We start from the raw sequence: 14,825 nt of genomic DNA on the forward strand, positions 1-14,825 counted from the left end.
CGCCACGCGACATCAACCTTGCCGCGCCACGCATTGAAGACGGCGAGGGCTTGCGCGCCTGCAGGGGACAGCGCCTCTCATCAACCCTTCGCGGTCTCGGGTGAGAGCGAGGTTGATATGGAGCGCGCAATCAGCGCTAACCACTAACGCTGCTCTTTGAGCCACTTGAATTGCCAGCCGCGTCCGCGATCGACAGATACTCCGGTGCAGCCGCTTACCGCGCCGCCTGCGCGACGCCCGATAATGGGCGGCGGCTGCCCTTGCCCGGCCGCTCCTGCCTGCGCGATAAGATATTCGGCCTTGGGCTCTCTGCCTTGGCGGATTGGATCGGCGATGAGTTTCTTCAACATTCACACCCATGGCTTCGTGCGCATTGCCTGCGCTGCGCCGCGCCTGAAGGTCGCCGATCCCGCCTTCAATGTCGCCGAGACGGTCCGTCTGCTGCGTCGTGCCGATGCGCAGGGCGCTGCGCTTGCTCTGTTTCCCGAGCTCGGCATCAGCGCCTATGCGATCGACGATCTTCTGCAGCAGAACGCTCTGCTCGATGCCGTGCTGGCGGCGCTTGGGGTGCTGGTCGAGGAGAGCCGTTCGCTGCAGCCTGTCGCCGTCGTCGGCGCGCCGCTGCGCATCGACGGGCGGCTGTTCAATTGCGCGATTGCGATCCATCGCGGCCGTATTCTCGCAGCCGTGCCGAAGACCTATCTGCCGAACTACCGCGAATTCTATGAGCGCCGGCAATTCGCCTCGGGCGAGCGGGCGGCGGTGGAAAGCGTCGTGCTCAATGGCCAGGATGTGCCCTTCGGCACGGACATCCTGTTGAAGGCCGCCGACATTGCCGATTTCGCAATTCATATGGAGATCTGCGAGGACGTCTGGACGCCGGTGCCGCCGAGCTCGTTTGCGGCCCTGGCCGGCGCGACCGTGCTGCTCAATCTCTCCGCCAGCAATGTCACCATCGGCAAGTCCGATTGGCGTCATGCCTTGTGCAAGGCTCATTCCGGCCGGTGCATCGCGGCCTATGCCTATTCCGCGGCGGGGCCTGGCGAATCCACCACCGATCTCGCCTGGGACGGCCAGGCGATGATCTATGAGAGCGGGGTGCTGATGGCCGAGGCCGAGCGCTTCGCGGCCGAGCCGCAGCTTGTCGTCGCCGATATCGATCTCGAGCGGCTGGTGATGGACCGCATCCGCCAGAACACTTTTGGTGACAATGCCGACGCGCTGCGCGACCGGTTGAATTTCCGCACCGTCAGCTTCGAGCTCGCTCCCGATCGCGTCTCCGACCTCGGCCTGGAGCGCACTATCGAGCGCTTTCCCTTCGTGCCGAATGATGATGCGCGGCTGAACGAGCTCTGCTTCGAGGCTTACAACATCCAATCGCATGGCCTGCGCAAGCGGCTGGAGAGCGCACGCGTCGAGAAGATCGTCATCGGTGTCTCGGGTGGCTTGGATTCGACGCAGGCGCTGATCGTCGCCGCGCAGACTTTCGATGCGCTCGGCCTTCCGCGCAGCAACATCCGCGCCTACACATTGCCGGCCTTTGCCACGAGCAAGGGCACCAAGGCCAATGCCTGGCGATTGATGACGGCGCTCGGTGTCTCGGCGCAGGAAATCGACATGACGCCGGCCTGCCGGCAGATGCTGGTCGATATCGGCCACCCCTTCGCCAAGGGCGAGCCCGTCTACGACATCACCTTCGAGAACGTTCAGGCCGGCGCGCGCACCTCCGTCCTGTTCCGCCTCGCCAACCAGAATAACGGGCTCGTGCTCGGCACGGGCGATCTCTCGGAACTGGCGCTTGGTTGGTGCACCTATGGCGTCGGCGACCACATGTCCCACTACAACGTCAACGGCTCGGTCTCGAAGACCCTGATCCAGCATCTGATCCGCTGGGTGGCGCAATCCCAGCGCTTCGGCGCGGATGCCTCGGCCGCAATGCTGGACATCCTTGCGACCGAGATCTCGCCCGAGCTCGTGCCGGGCGAAGGCGACGGGCCGAGCCAGAGGACCGAGGATTTCGTCGGCCCCTATGCCCTGCAGGACTTCAACCTGTTCTACATCACCCGCTTCGGTTTCCGGCCGAGCAAGGTCGCGTTCCTCTCGCAGCACGCCTGGTCGGATGCCGCGCGCGGCGACTGGCCGCCCAATATCGAGGCGGATAAGCGGGTTGGGTATGACCTGCCGACGATCAAGCGCTGGCTCACGGTCTTCGTGCGGCGCTTCTTCGAGACCAGCCAGTTCAAGCGCTCGGCCGTGCCCAATGGTCCGAAGGTGTCCTCGGGTGGCTCGCTGTCGCCGCGTGGGGATTGGCGGGCGCCCAGCGATGCATCGGCTGCCGCCTGGCTCATGGATCTCGATCGCATTCCGTGATGCGTGCTGACGACGCGCTCGCTGAGTGCCGATCAGGGTAGCTCTCCTGAGCGGAGGGCTTTCGGGTGCGCGCGCTTTGCCCTTGTGCAGCGCAATGCTAGAGCAGGATCCGAAAAAGTGGGAACCGGTTTTTCGCAGTGATCCGGCTCTAGACCCCTTGGAAATTCTGACCAGCCGCCGGGACTGACCGGTGCGCGGCGTTTGGGAGATGGTGGATGCGCCTTGTCATGGTGGGGTCGGGCTATGTCGGCCTTGTTTCGGGTGTCTGCTTCGCCGATTTCGGCCATGACGTGGTTTGCGTCGACAAGGATCCCGCCAAGATCGCGCGGCTGAAGAACGGCGAGGTGCCGATCTTCGAGCCGGGTCTCGATACGATGCTCGAGGCGAATATGCGCGCCGGGCGTCTCTCCTTCACCACCGATCTCACTGAGGCGGCGCGCGATGCCGATGCGATCTTCATCGCTGTCGGCACCCCGACGCGTCGCGGCGACGGCCATGCCGATCTGACCTATGTCTATGAGGCGACCCGTGAGATCGCGGTGCTCGCCGCGGAGAACGCCGTCATCGTCACTAAATCGACGGTGCCGGTCGGCACCGGCGACGAGGTCGAGCGGATTCTGCGCGAGGTCCGCCCCGGAGCCAATATCAGCGTCGTCTCCAACCCCGAATTCCTGCGCGAAGGCGCGGCGATCGAGGATTTCAAGCGCCCTGACCGGATCGTCATCGGCACCGACAGCGACCATGCCCGCCATGTCATGACCGAGATCTACCGCCCGCTCTACATCAACCAGGGTCCGCTGCTCTTCGTCAGCCGCCGGACCTCGGAGCTGATCAAATACGCCGCCAACGCCTTCCTCGCGATGAAGATCACCTTCATCAACGAGATGGCCGATCTCTGCGAGAAGCTCGACGCCGATGTCCAGGACGTGGCGCGCGGCATCGGCCTTGATAATCGCATCGGCGCAAAATTCCTCCATGCCGGCCCCGGCTATGGCGGCTCCTGCTTCCCCAAGGATACGCTCGCGCTGGTCAAGACTGCCCAGGACGCGAAGAGCCCGACCCGCCTGATCGAGACGGTGGTCGAGGTCAACGGCAGACGCAAGAAGCGCATGGCCGAGAAGATCATCGCGGCTTGCGGCGGCTCGGTCGTCGGCAAGCGCATCGCCGTGCTGGGGCTGGCCTTCAAGCCCAACACCGACGACATGCGCGATGCGCCCTCCCTCGACATCATTCCGGCCTTGCAGGCGGCAGGCGCGGAGATCATCGCCTACGACCCTGAGAGCATGGAGCAGGCGCGCCAGGTTCTGAATGTCGGCTTCGCCGAGGGGCCCTATGACTGTGTCGAGGGGGCTGATGCTTTGGTGATCATCACCGAGTGGAACGCCTTCCGCGCGCTCGACCTGAAGCGCGTCAAGACGTCCCTGAAGAGCCCGGTCGTGGTCGATCTGCGCAACATCTACCGGCCCCAGGAGATGAAGGCGCTGGGCTTCACCTATCACGGCATCGGCCGCGGCGCCTGACGCTTCCGCGCAGGACGCTTGCCGTCATTCCCGGCTCTTCGCGGAGTTTATCCTTGGGCCGACCAAAGGTCGGACCCGAGGGCGAAGCCCCGGAATGACAGGTGAGGCGCTCCAAGCCAACAAAAAGCCCGCGGCATCGCTGCCGCGGGCTTCTGTTCTTCACGGGGCTCGGAAAGTTCAGGCGGCGATGCCCTGCACGGTGGGCTTCTCCCACTCCTCGCCCCAGATCATCACGGCGTGACCGGGCGAGACTTCGCGGTACTGCCGGATCGGCGGGATATAGTCGGCCGCGCGCACCGGGCTCTTGATCTCGTCGTTGGAGACCGGGTTCTTCTCGTGACGGCGCGTCGGATCGGCGATCGGCACGGCGGCGAGCAGGCGCTTGGTATAGGGGTGCTGCGGATTGCCGAAGATCGCCTCGCGCGGGCCGATCTCGACGATCTCGCCGAGATACATCACCGCGACGCGATGGCTCACCCGTTCCACCACCGCCATGTCGTGCGAGATGAAGAGATAGGCGAGCTTCATCCTGGCCTGGAGCTCGAGCATCAGGTTGATCACCTGCGCCTTCACCGAAACGTCGAGCGCCGAGACCGATTCATCCGCCACGATCAGGCGCGGCTCGACCGCGAGCGCGCGGGCGATGCAGATACGCTGGCGCTGGCCGCCCGAGAATTCGTGCGGGAAGCGGCTTGCCATATCGGGCTGAAGGCCGACGCGGCGCAGCAATTCGGCGACCTTGTCGCGCGCTTCCGAGCGGGTCGCGAGCTTGTTGATCAGCAGGGGCTCCGCGATCGCCGCGCCGACATTCATGCGCGGGTTCAGGCTCGCGAAGGGGTCCTGGAAGATCATCTGCATGCGCTTGCGCTGCTCGCGCAGGTCATGCTGGTTGAGCTTGAGGACATCGACGCCGTCGAGCAGGACGGAGCCCGCCAGCGGCTCGATCAGGCGCATCACCGAGCGTCCGGTCGTCGACTTGCCGCAGCCGGACTCACCGACCAGGGCCAGGGTCTCGCCGGCCTGCACGCTGAAGGAGACGTTCTCGACCGCATGGACGCGGCCCTGGACCTTGCCGAGCAGGCCGGAGCGGATCTCGAAGCGCGTGGTCAGGTTGCTGACCTCGATCACCGGCCGCTCGCTCGCCTCGACCGTATCGGGCGTCTCGGTCGGCACATCGGATTCGCCGGTCAGGCGATCGACGACGGGGAAGCGCATCGGCCGCCGACGCCCGGTCATCGAGCCGAGCTTCGGCACGGCCGAAAGCAGGGAGCGGGTATAGGGGTGGTGGGCGCGGGCGAAGATGTCTTCCGTCGTGCCGGTCTCGACCGCTTCGCCATTATACATCACCACCGTGCGGTCGGCGATTTCGGCGACGACGCCCATGTCGTGGGTGATGAAGAGGACGGACATGCCTTCCTCCTCCTGCAGCAGCTTGATCAGCTCGAGGATCTGCGCCTGGATCGTCACGTCGAGCGCGGTCGTCGGCTCGTCGGCGATCAGGAGCTTGGGCTTGCAGGCCAGCGCCATGGCGATCATCACGCGCTGGCGCATGCCGCCCGAGAAGCGATGCGGATATTCGTGGAAGCGCGACTTGGCCGCCGGGATGCGGACCTTCTCGAGCAGGCGGATCGTCTCGGCCTCGGCTGCCGAGCGCGACAGGCCGCGATGCAGGATCAGCGCCTCGGCGATCTGGAAACCGATGGTCAGCACCGGGTTGAGCGAGGTCATCGGCTCCTGGAAGATCATCGCGACATCATTGCCGCGGATCTTGCGCATGTCGGCGTCCGGCAAGGTCAGCAATTCCTGCCCGCTCAGCTTGATCGAGCCCTCGATGCGGCTGTTGCCCGATGGCGTCAATCGCATGATCGAGAGCGCCGTCACGCTCTTGCCCGAGCCCGATTCACCGACGACGGCCAGCGTCTCCTTCGGCGCGATATCGAACGAGACGCTCCGCACGACCGGCTTCCACAGACCCTCGACGCGGAAGGACGTGGTCAGGTTGCTCACGGACAGGATGGGAGGGGTTGTCATGAGGGCTGCCTTCTAAGGTTTGTGTCAGATGACGCGGCGCGGATCGAGCGCGTCGCGCAGGCCGTCGCCGATGAAGTTGATCGAGAGCACGGTGAGGAAGATCGCAGCACCCGGGAACAGAGCCCAGTGCGGAGCGGAATCGAGATGGTCCTTGGCGTCGAAGAGCAGGCGCCCCCAGGTCGGGATGTCGGGCGGGAAGCCCAGCCCTAGGAAGGAGAGCGTCGATTCCGCGATGATCGCCGAGGACACCTCGATGGTCGCCGCCACGATCACGGGGCCGAGCGCGTTCGGCAGGATGTGGTGGACCATCTGCCGGAACCGGGTCGCGCCCTGGGCGCGCGCCGCCTCGACGAACTCCTTCTCGCGCAGCGACATGAACTGGGCGCGCACCAGCCGCGCCACCGGCATCCATTTCAGCCCGCCGATGACGATGACGATCAGCACGAAGACGCCGCCCTCGACGCCGAAGGCCGCCTTGAGCTGCTCGCGGAAGAGATAGATCACGAGCAGCAGCAGCGGCAGCTGCGGCAGCGACAGGAACAGGTCGGTCACCCACATCAGGAAGGAGTCGACATAGCGGCGCGACATGCCCGCCAGCGCGCCGACGACGACGCCGACGAAGGTGGCGACGAACATGGCCGCGAGACCGACGGCGAGCGAGATGCGGCCGCCATAGATCATCCGCGCCAGAATGTCCTGGCCGAGATCGTCGGTTCCGAAGGGATGGGCCCAGGACGGGGTCTGGAGCTGGGCCGAGAAGTCGATCTCGTTGATCGCAATCGGCCAGAGCCAGGGGCCGATGACGACGCCGAGCACCAATATGGCGAGCACCACCGAGCTCGCCATGGCGAGCCTGTGGCGACGGAAGCGCCGCCAGGTCTCGCGCCCCGGCGAGACCGCAGCGCTCGTTTTCGCTGCCACCACCACGGGTTCAGCTGAAGGAGATGCGAGGGTCGAGCCAGCCATAAAGGAGATCCGCGATGAGATTGAAAATGACGACGAGGCAGGCGAAGACGAAGGTCACGGCCATGATCACAGGTGTGTCGTTGGCGAGGATCGCGTCGATCAGCAGCGAGCCGATGCCTGGAATGCGAAAGATCTGCTCGGTGACGATGGCGCCGCCGAACACGGCCGGCATCTGCAGGGCAACGAGGGTGACGACCGGGATCAGCGCATTGCGCGTGATGTGGCGAAGCGTCACTTTCCTCTCGCTCAGACCCTTGGCACGGGCGGTGGTGACGTAATCCAGCCGGATGACGTCGAGCACCGCCGAGCGGACATAGCGCGTGTAGGAGGCCGCCTGGAACAGGCCGAGCACCATGATCGGCATGATCGCCTGGCGGAACATCTCCCAGTACCAGCGCCAACCCGTGGCGGCGATGTCGGAGCGGTACACGAAGGGGAACCAGTCCAGCGCCACCGAGAAGACCAGGATGAAGAGCAGGCCGGTGAAGAAGGTCGGCAGCGAGAAGCCGACGAAGGCCAGCGTATTGGCGATCTGGTCGAACACCGAATAGGGCCGCGTCGCGGCATAGATGCCGACGGGCAGCGCGATCAACAGCGCCAGGATCTGCGAGGAGCCGACGACGAAGAGGGTGGTCGGCACGCGCTGCAGGATCAGCTTGTCGACATTGATGCGGCTGGCGAAGGAGAAGCCCCAGTCGCCCTGCATCATCGATGTCAGCCAGCGCAGATAGCGCACCATGATGGGATCGTTGAGGCCGAAGCTGGCGCGCAGCGCCTCACGCACCTCAGGCGGCACGTTCGGGTTGGTCGCCATTTCCGAGAACGGGTCGCCCGGCGCCATCGCGAGCACCGTGAACAGGATAAGGCTGATCCCGAGCAGGCTGGGAATGGCGATCAACAGGCGCCGGAGCAGATAACTGGCCATGAAATGGTCTCTGTGAGCACGCGGTTGGCCCGCGGACGAAAATGGCTCGCCGCCTGCCGGCACGCTGGTGCCTGCAGGCGGCGAACAGGCCCTTCACGAAGCACTAGCTCCGCGAAGGACCAGGGTCTCAGCTACGATACCAGGCCGCGAGGTTCCAGGTGTCGACGTCCCAGCCGCTGTGATCGTGCACGAGATTATGCACGGACGCGGCGACGCGGGTGCGCGACAGCAGCGGCAGGATCACATTGGCCTCGCAGAAGATCTCGTTGACCTTGATCAAGAGCGCTGCGCGCTTGGCCGGGTCGAGCTCCTTCTGGGCGGCCTTGAAGGCCGCGTCCGCTGCCGGATCGGAGTAGCGCGAGACGTTGCGGCCCAGCCACTTGTTCTCCTTGTTGGCGATCTCCTCGGTGGTGAACTGGTTGAGGAAGCGCTCCGGATCGGGCTGCGGCTGCGTCGTGGTGTACATCTCGATGTCGACATAGAGCTTGGTGTAGGTGTCGGGGTTGGCGACGTCGGAGGAGAAGAACACCGAGGCGGTGACGGACTTCAGCTCCAGCTCGATGCCGGCGCGCTGGCAGGCCTGCTTGATGATGGCCTGGGTCTTCTGGCGCGGGGCGTTGATCGAGGTCTGGTAGACGTATTTCAGCTTCTTGCCATCCTTTTCACGGATGCCGTCCGCGCCGCGCTTATAGCCCGCGTCGTCGAGGATCTTGTTCGCCTTGTCGACGCTGAACTCGTATTTGAGCTTCTGCGACTTGAACATCTTCGGCTCGTTCACGAAGCTCGCGGTGGCGACGCCGCCGCGGCCATAGATGAACTTCTGGATCGAGTCGCGGTCGATCAGCAGGTTGATCGCCTCGCGCACCTTCGGGTCTGACAGCGTCGGGTGCTTGGTCTTGACGCTCGAGCGTTCGCCATCGACTTCGGTCCACGGATCGGTGGTGTTGAGGATGATGAACTCGATGTCGCCGGATGCGACGGCGCTGATCTTGCCGCGGCCGCCGGTCTCCATGCGCTTGAGGACCTCGTCCTCGACCTGCAGGTTCCAGGCATAGTCGAATTCGCCGGTCTGCAGCACGGCGCGAGCCGCCGAGACCGCGTCACCGCCGCCCTTCACTTCGAGCGTGTCGAAGTGCGGCTGGTTCTTGACGTGATAGTCGGTGAAGCGCTCGCCGGTGAGAATGTCGCCCGGCTTGAAGTCGACGAATTTATAGGGGCCGGTGCCGACAGGCTTGAGGTTGGCCGGCGCATCGCGCGACTTGGCGCCGATATAGTCGGCGAAATGATGCTTCGGCAGGATCTGGCCGGCCGTGCCGACGAAGGGGTCAGCCCAGAACGGCGTCGCCTCCTTGAAGATGACCTTGATGGTCAGGTCGTCGATCTTCTGGACAGTGATGTCCTTGTAAGAGCCGGTGGTGTAGGCGGCGGTCGCCGGATCCTTGGCGTATTCCCAGGTGAAGACGACGTCGTCGGCCGTGAACGGCTTGCCGTCATGCCACTTCACGCCAGGCTTCAGCTTCCAGATCACTTCCTTGCCGTCGGCGGAAAGACCGCCATTGGCCTTGCTCGGGGTCTCGGCCGCAAGCTGCGGGATCAGGTTGCCTTCCTTGTCCCAGCCGGCCAGCGGCTCGAAGAAGATGCGTGAGGCGATCTGGTCCTTGGTGCCGCTGGCGAAATGCGGGTTCAGCAGCGTCGGCGCCTGCCAGAGCAGGATCTTGAGCGGCCCACCGCCGCCAGCCTTGCTCGGCTTGTATTCAATGGTGGCGTTCTGCGCCATCGCGACGCCGTTGAATCCAAGCAGCTGGTTCGCGAAGGGAGCTGCCAGGCCGACAGCCGCCGCCTTCTTGATGAAGGATCGCCGCGACAGGCCACCGGTTTTGACCCCCTCGATCAGTCGTCGCAGATCATGATCTTTCATTCGTTACCTCCACTTCAAACGACAGAAATCGACAGGCGGCGCTTACCGCACCGCTCTTTCCCCGATCGCCCTGAGCAAGGCATGTGCCAATCGATGCGTCAACCGTGCAGCGCAACGGCGGATGCGGAGGACGCTGCCTTCGCGCGGAGCGCGCATGTCATCGCATGCGCGGAACGCTGCGATACGTTCGCGATTAGCGGGGAAAACGCAATTTTATGCCGCTCAATCGGTGAAGACGACGGTCTTCTTGCCATTGAGGATGACGCGATCCTCCAAATGATGGAGGACGGCGCGCGCCAGCACGCGCCGTTCGATGTCGCGGCCCTTGCGGACCAGATCGTCGGGCGTATCGCGATGCGAGATGCGCTCGACGTCCTGCTCGATAATTGGGCCTTCATCGAGATCGGGCGTGACGTAATGCGCTGTCGCCCCGATCAGCTTCACGCCGCGCTCATGGGCCTGGTGATAGGGCTTGGCGCCCTTGAAGCCGGGCAGGAAGGAGTGATGAATATTGATGCAGCGGCCGAGAAGCTTGGCCGAGAATCCGTCAGACAGGATCTGCATATAGCGCGCGAGCACCACAAGATCGGTCTTGGTTTCCTGGACCAATCGCCAGATTTCGGCCTCCTGTTCCATCTTGGTCTGGCGCGTCACCGGCAAGTGATGGAACGGTAGATCGCCGATATCGGTCGAGGCGATGCTGTCGCGGCCGTGATTTGAGACGATGCCGGTGATCTCCATCGGCAATTCGCCGATGCGCCAGCGATAGAGCAGATCGGCCAGGCAATGGTCGAATTTCGAGACCAGCAGCATGACGCGCTTCTTCGCTCCGCGCTCGCGCAGCGTGAAGGCCATGCCGAAGCGCTTGGCCAATTCGTTGACCGAGGCGGCGATCACTGCGGGCTGTTGCCCGTCCTCGAGACGGTTGAAGACGACACGCATGAAGAAGCGGCCGGTCTCGGTGTCGTTGAATTGCTGGGCATCGAGGATGTTGCAGCCGGCCTCGAACAGCAGGGTCGAGACGGCGGCGACGATGCCGGGGCGGTCCGGGCAGGAGAGGGTGAGGATCGCGGTACGGTCGAGCATGATTGACGCCGCCGGGCGGCGGCCCTTCAAATCGAAACAGGAATGGCAGGAAGAGAATGGGGAGAGGTGAGGCGGGCTGCGCGCGACGCGCTGCGCTCAACCTCGTCCGACGTGAACCGAGTAGCCGAACTCGGCCGCGGAGGCGGAGAACCAGGACCAGAAACTGCCCGCCATGCTGCGCGCGACCATGAACTCGAAAACCGCCCCGTTGGGACCATTGTCGGCCCGCCAGAGATGCACACCGATATGGGCGATGCTTGTCAAGGCCGCGCTGCCGACCGGGAAGGCGGATGGATGCAGGTCGATCATGCAGCCCTTGGCCAGCGCGGTGCGGATTTTGCCGCCCGACAGGGTCAGGACGGCGCGTCCGTCGCTCTGGTCGGCGATCGCAGCCAGCCCCGACAGCGCCTGAAGATCGCTGGCGAAACCGGTCCGGTTCTCCGTCACGAGCAGCCATTGGCCCGGGCCGGCCCAGACCAGCGCGCGGCCGGCTAAGACGACTGTCCGAGGCGTTGTCGGCAGGTCGAGCCCGAAGCGCGTCTTGACGACCTGGCTCAAAGCCGCTTCGCCGTCCTCCGGCGCGATCAGGCTGGCGATGCCGAGGTCTTCCCTGGCGGTTGCGGTAACGCCTGCCGGCCCCTTCGCGCCGAAAGACCCTTCGGACAGGATGCCGGCCCAGGCGCTCCTCGGCGTCCAGCCCGGCTTCATCGCTGCGTCAGACTTCGTCGCTGCGTCAGACATGCAGGCGCGTTCCTTCGGGATCGACGAAGACGGGCGAGCAGATCTCGACCTCGATATCGCCGTTGCGGACGGGGTCGACCGCGCGGATGCGCTCGCCGATGCGGCTCGCGCCGTTCTTGAGCAGGCCGAGCCCCATCCAGTGCTTCAGGTTCGGGGAATAGGCGACCGAGGTCATGTAGCCCTCGTCGTTCTCCATCGTGGCGGGCCGGCCGATCGCGATGAAATGCGCTCCGGCGCGCAGTCGCTGGCCGGGGTCGACTGCCTTGAAACCAATGAGGCCCGGCCGTTCCGCCTCGACCAGCGCCTCGCGCTTGGCCATGACACGGCCGATATAGTCCTTTTTCGAGGACATCATCTTGCCAAGGCCGAGATCGCGCGCCGTGGTCTGGCCGCTGAGCTCATTGCCGGCGACATGGCCCTTCTCGATGCGCATCACGCCGAGCGCCTCGGTGCCGTAAGCGCAGATGCCATGCGGCTCGCCCGCCGCCATCAGCGCCCGCATCATCGCGTCGCCGTAATCGGCCGGCACGGCGAGCTCATAAGCGAGCTCACCCGAAAACGAGATCCGGAACAGTCGCGCCGCAATGCCGCCGCCGACCGTGATCTCCCGCGCCGCGAGATAGGGGAAGGCCTCGTTCGAGATGTCGTGCTGCGGATCGACCACGCCCTGCAGCACCTGGCGCGCCTTGGGGCCGGCGATCGCCGCTTGAGCCCATTGCTCGGAGACCGAGACCATGCGGACATCGAGCGAGGGCCAGAGCACCTGGTGGCAGAATTCGAGATGCTGCATCACCTTGCCGGCATTGGCCGTGGTGGTGGTCATCAGGAAATGCGTCTCACCCAATCGCGAGGTCGTGCCGTCATCCATGACGAAGCCGTCCTCGCGCAGCATCAGCCCGTAGCGCGCCTTGCCGACAGGCAGGGCCTTCCAACCATTGATGTAGACACGCTCCAGGAATTCGGCGGCGTCCGCTCCCTGGATATCGATCTTGCCCAGCGTCGAGACGTCGCAGAGGCCGACGCCGTTTCGCACCGCCAGAACCTCGCGGTTCACAGTGGTCAGCCAGTCGGTCTCACCGGGTTTGGGATAGTATTGCGCCCGCATCCAGGCGCCGCTCTCGACGAAGATCGCGCCCTGGTCCTGCGACCATTGATGCGTCGGAGCGAGCCGCGTCGGCCTGAAGTCGCGGCCGCGATGATGGCCGCCGAGCGCGCCGATCGCCACCGGCGTATAAGGCGGGCGGAAGATTGTCGTGCCCGTCTCGGGGATGGTCTTGGCCGTGAGCTCGGCCATGATCGCGAGGCCAGCGATATTGGAGGTCTTACCCTGGTCGGTCGCCATGCCCAGCGTGGTGTAGCGCTTGAGATGTTCGATCGGCTTGAAGCCCTCGCGCGCGGCGAGCTCGACATCCTTGTCGGTGACGTCGTTCTGGAAATCGACGAAGGCTTTGCCTTTTCCGTCCTTCACCCGCCAGACGGGAGAGAGTGCGAGGCCTTCCGGATCGGTCTTGCGTGGCGGAGGCTCCGCTTTCGCCGCAAAACCGCAATCGACGACGGCCTCAACGCCCAGCCGCGCGCCGTCCTCCAGCGCCTGCGCCAGCGAGAACCGCCCGGCCGCACTGCCGGCGACAGAAAGGCCCGCCGGCATCTGGCCCGGTACGAAGGCGTGGATGGCCTCGTCCCAGACCGGTCGCGTATTCTGGTGCGAGGTCAGGTGCAGCGTCGGGTTCCAGCCATTCGAGACTGCAAGCAGGTCGCAGGCGATGGTCTGCTCGCGCCCCGAAGCATCCCGGATGGTGACGCGGTTGAGCGCTCGGCCGCCCGAGGCACTGCTGACCACGCCGCTCGCGAACACGCGCGCGCCGATCTGACCTGCCAGCGCCATCAGCCCGGCATCGATCTCGGCGCGCGGATCGACGATCGCTGCGACCTTCGCCCCGGCTGCCGCGAGGTCGCGGGCTGTGACCCAGCCATCGTCGCCGCTGGTGAAGACGACAGGCTCGCGCCCGGGCAGCACGCCATAGCGGTTGAGGTAGGCGCGCACTGCGCCGGCCAGCATCACGCCGGGCGTGTCGTTGCCGGCGAAGACGATTGGCCGCTCGATCGCACCTGCCGCCAGAATCGCGCGTTTGGCGTTGATGCGCCAGGCGCGCTGGCGCGGCTGATGTGCTGGCGGGACCGGCAGATGGTCGTTCACGCGCTCGACCACGCCATAGATGCCATGGTCGTAGACGCCGTAGACCGTGCTGCGCGGCATGATCGTCACATCCGGCAGGCTGGCGAGTTCGGCCAGCGTCGCCGCGAGCCATTCGGCTGCCGGCTTGCCGTCGATCTCGCGCTTTTCGGCAAGCAAGGCGCCGCCCAGCCGGAAATCCTCGTCGCAAAGGATGACGCGCGCGCCGCTGCGCCCCGCTGCCAGCGCGGCGGCAAGGCCTGCCGGCCCGCTGCCGATCACCAGCACGTCGCAGAAGGCGAAGGCCTTCTCGTAATGGTCGGGATCCTCATGGGGCGCGGCCCGCCCGAGCCCTGCCGCCCGGCGGATCAGCGGTTCGTAGAGCTTCTCCCAGAAGGCCGCCGGCCACATGAAGGTCTTGTAGTAGAAGCCCGCGACCAGGCCGGCGCCGAAGAGCGAGTTGACCGAAAGCAGGTCGAAGGCGAGCGAGGGCCAGCGGTTCTGGCTGCGCGCCTCCAGCCCATGATAAAGCTCGGCGACTGTCGCGCGAGTGTTGGGCTCGCGCCTTGCGCCGGCGCGCAGCTCGACCAGCGCATTGGGCTCCTCCGCTCCGGCCGAAAGGATGCCGCGCGGGCGGTGGTATTTGAACGAGCGGCCGACGAGCCGGACGCCATTCGCCAGGAGAGCCGAGGCGAGCGTGTCGCCGGCATAGCCCTCGTAGCGCTTGCCGTCGAAACGGAAGGATTGCGCCTGCGTGCGGTCGATCTGGCCGCCGGTGCCGAGACGGAAGGGTTGCGTGCTCATGCCGCGGCTCCGGCCTTGGTCGGCTTCGCCGGCTCGGCGGCCTCGATCGCGTGGGTTCTGGTGTCGCGCGTCACCACGAGCCAGGCATGGCAGCCGGCGCCGTGATACCAGAGCTCGCGAAGCCGGCCAGCCGGGTTGTCGCGCAGATAGACGTAATCGAACATCGCCGCTTCGGTCGCTTCCATCCCGTCGGGACGCTTGGGATTGGCGTCGCCGAGATAGGTGAATTCCTGGGCGTCGCGGGCGCCGCAATGGGGGCAGGGGATTCGCATGGCTGTGTCTGGGACCCCG

Annotated in this window: 10 protein-coding genes; 2 read left to right on the top strand and 8 right to left on the bottom strand. The window is 65.3% G+C overall.

Features of this window, described 5'->3' with window-relative positions; all coding sequences use genetic code 11:
• Positions 1-333: 333 nt before the first annotated feature.
• A complete protein-coding gene (locus J2Y55_RS25890) occupies positions 334-2,370 on the top strand; it encodes an NAD(+) synthase (RefSeq protein ID WP_310159223.1) in 2,037 nt (678 codons plus the stop codon).
• Between the two features lie 215 nt (positions 2,371-2,585).
• Entirely contained in the window at positions 2,586-3,890 is a 1,305-nt protein-coding gene (locus tag J2Y55_RS25895; RefSeq protein ID WP_310159225.1) for a UDP-glucose dehydrogenase family protein, read from the top strand.
• 177 nt (positions 3,891-4,067) lie between these two features.
• Here J2Y55_RS25895 and J2Y55_RS25900 read toward each other — a convergent pair whose 3' ends face one another.
• The 8 genes from J2Y55_RS25900 to J2Y55_RS25935 all read right to left on the bottom strand — a co-directional run bounded on the left by J2Y55_RS25900 (position 4,068) and on the right by J2Y55_RS25935 (position 14,806).
• Entirely contained in the window at positions 4,068-5,921 is a 1,854-nt protein-coding gene (locus J2Y55_RS25900) for an ABC transporter ATP-binding protein (protein ID WP_310159226.1), read from the bottom strand.
• A gap of 24 nt (positions 5,922-5,945) precedes the next feature.
• Positions 5,946-6,887 (bottom strand): ABC transporter permease, encoded by a 942-nt coding sequence (locus J2Y55_RS25905; protein WP_310159228.1) that lies wholly within the window; start codon positions 6,885-6,887, stop codon positions 5,946-5,948.
• Positions 6,853-7,812, bottom strand: a complete 960-nt coding sequence (locus J2Y55_RS25910; protein WP_092171144.1) for an ABC transporter permease — start codon at positions 7,810-7,812, stop codon at positions 6,853-6,855. The genes J2Y55_RS25905 and J2Y55_RS25910 overlap by 35 nt, the downstream gene beginning before the upstream one ends.
• Positions 7,813-7,939: 127 nt before the next feature.
• Positions 7,940-9,730 carry a peptide ABC transporter substrate-binding protein gene (locus tag J2Y55_RS25915; RefSeq protein ID WP_310159231.1) on the bottom strand — a complete coding sequence of 597 codons (1,791 nt, stop codon included), beginning with the start codon at positions 9,728-9,730 and terminating at the stop codon, positions 7,940-7,942.
• Positions 9,731-9,952: 222 nt separating this feature from the next.
• Positions 9,953-10,816, bottom strand: coding sequence for a formyltetrahydrofolate deformylase (purU, locus tag J2Y55_RS25920; protein ID WP_310159233.1), 864 nt, complete (start codon positions 10,814-10,816; stop codon positions 9,953-9,955).
• Positions 10,817-10,912: 96 nt separating this feature from the next.
• On the bottom strand, positions 10,913-11,557 hold the full coding sequence (locus J2Y55_RS25925) for a sarcosine oxidase subunit gamma (protein ID WP_310159235.1): 645 nt from the start codon (positions 11,555-11,557) through the stop codon (positions 10,913-10,915).
• The gene (locus tag J2Y55_RS25930; protein ID WP_310159236.1) at positions 11,550-14,534 is read right to left on the bottom strand and encodes a sarcosine oxidase subunit alpha family protein; all 2,985 of its coding nucleotides are present in this window, start codon (positions 14,532-14,534) and stop codon (positions 11,550-11,552) included. Before J2Y55_RS25930 ends, J2Y55_RS25925 begins: the two co-directional genes overlap by 8 nt.
• Entirely contained in the window at positions 14,531-14,806 is a 276-nt protein-coding gene (locus tag J2Y55_RS25935) for a sarcosine oxidase subunit delta (RefSeq protein WP_310159238.1), read from the bottom strand. The genes J2Y55_RS25930 and J2Y55_RS25935 overlap by 4 nt, the downstream gene beginning before the upstream one ends.
• Positions 14,807-14,825 lie beyond the last annotated feature (19 nt).

The sequence above is a fragment of the Allobosea sp. BE125 genome (genome assembly GCF_031456075.1).
GTDB lineage: Bacteria > Pseudomonadota > Alphaproteobacteria > Rhizobiales > Beijerinckiaceae > Allobosea.

Bases quoted from the DNA above. Each gene is read 5' to 3' on its own strand.
- J2Y55_RS25890 (WP_310159223.1), top strand. From the start codon at position 334: ATGAGTTTCTTCAACATTCACACCCATGGCTTCGTGCGCATTGCCTGC.
- J2Y55_RS25895 (WP_310159225.1), top strand. From the start codon at position 2,586: ATGCGCCTTGTCATGGTGGGGTCGGGCTATGTCGGCCTTGTTTCGGGT.
- J2Y55_RS25900 (WP_310159226.1), bottom strand. From the start codon at position 5,921: ATGACAACCCCTCCCATCCTGTCCGTGAGCAACCTGACCACGTCCTTC.
- J2Y55_RS25905 (WP_310159228.1), bottom strand. From the start codon at position 6,887: ATGGCTGGCTCGACCCTCGCATCTCCTTCAGCTGAACCCGTGGTGGTG.
- J2Y55_RS25910 (WP_092171144.1), bottom strand. From the start codon at position 7,812: ATGGCCAGTTATCTGCTCCGGCGCCTGTTGATCGCCATTCCCAGCCTG.
- J2Y55_RS25915 (WP_310159231.1), bottom strand. From the start codon at position 9,730: ATGAAAGATCATGATCTGCGACGACTGATCGAGGGGGTCAAAACCGGT.
- purU (WP_310159233.1), bottom strand. From the start codon at position 10,816: ATGCTCGACCGTACCGCGATCCTCACCCTCTCCTGCCCGGACCGCCCC.
- J2Y55_RS25925 (WP_310159235.1), bottom strand. From the start codon at position 11,557: ATGTCTGACGCAGCGACGAAGTCTGACGCAGCGATGAAGCCGGGCTGG.
- J2Y55_RS25930 (WP_310159236.1), bottom strand. From the start codon at position 14,534: ATGAGCACGCAACCCTTCCGTCTCGGCACCGGCGGCCAGATCGACCGC.
- J2Y55_RS25935 (WP_310159238.1), bottom strand. From the start codon at position 14,806: ATGCGAATCCCCTGCCCCCATTGCGGCGCCCGCGACGCCCAGGAATTC.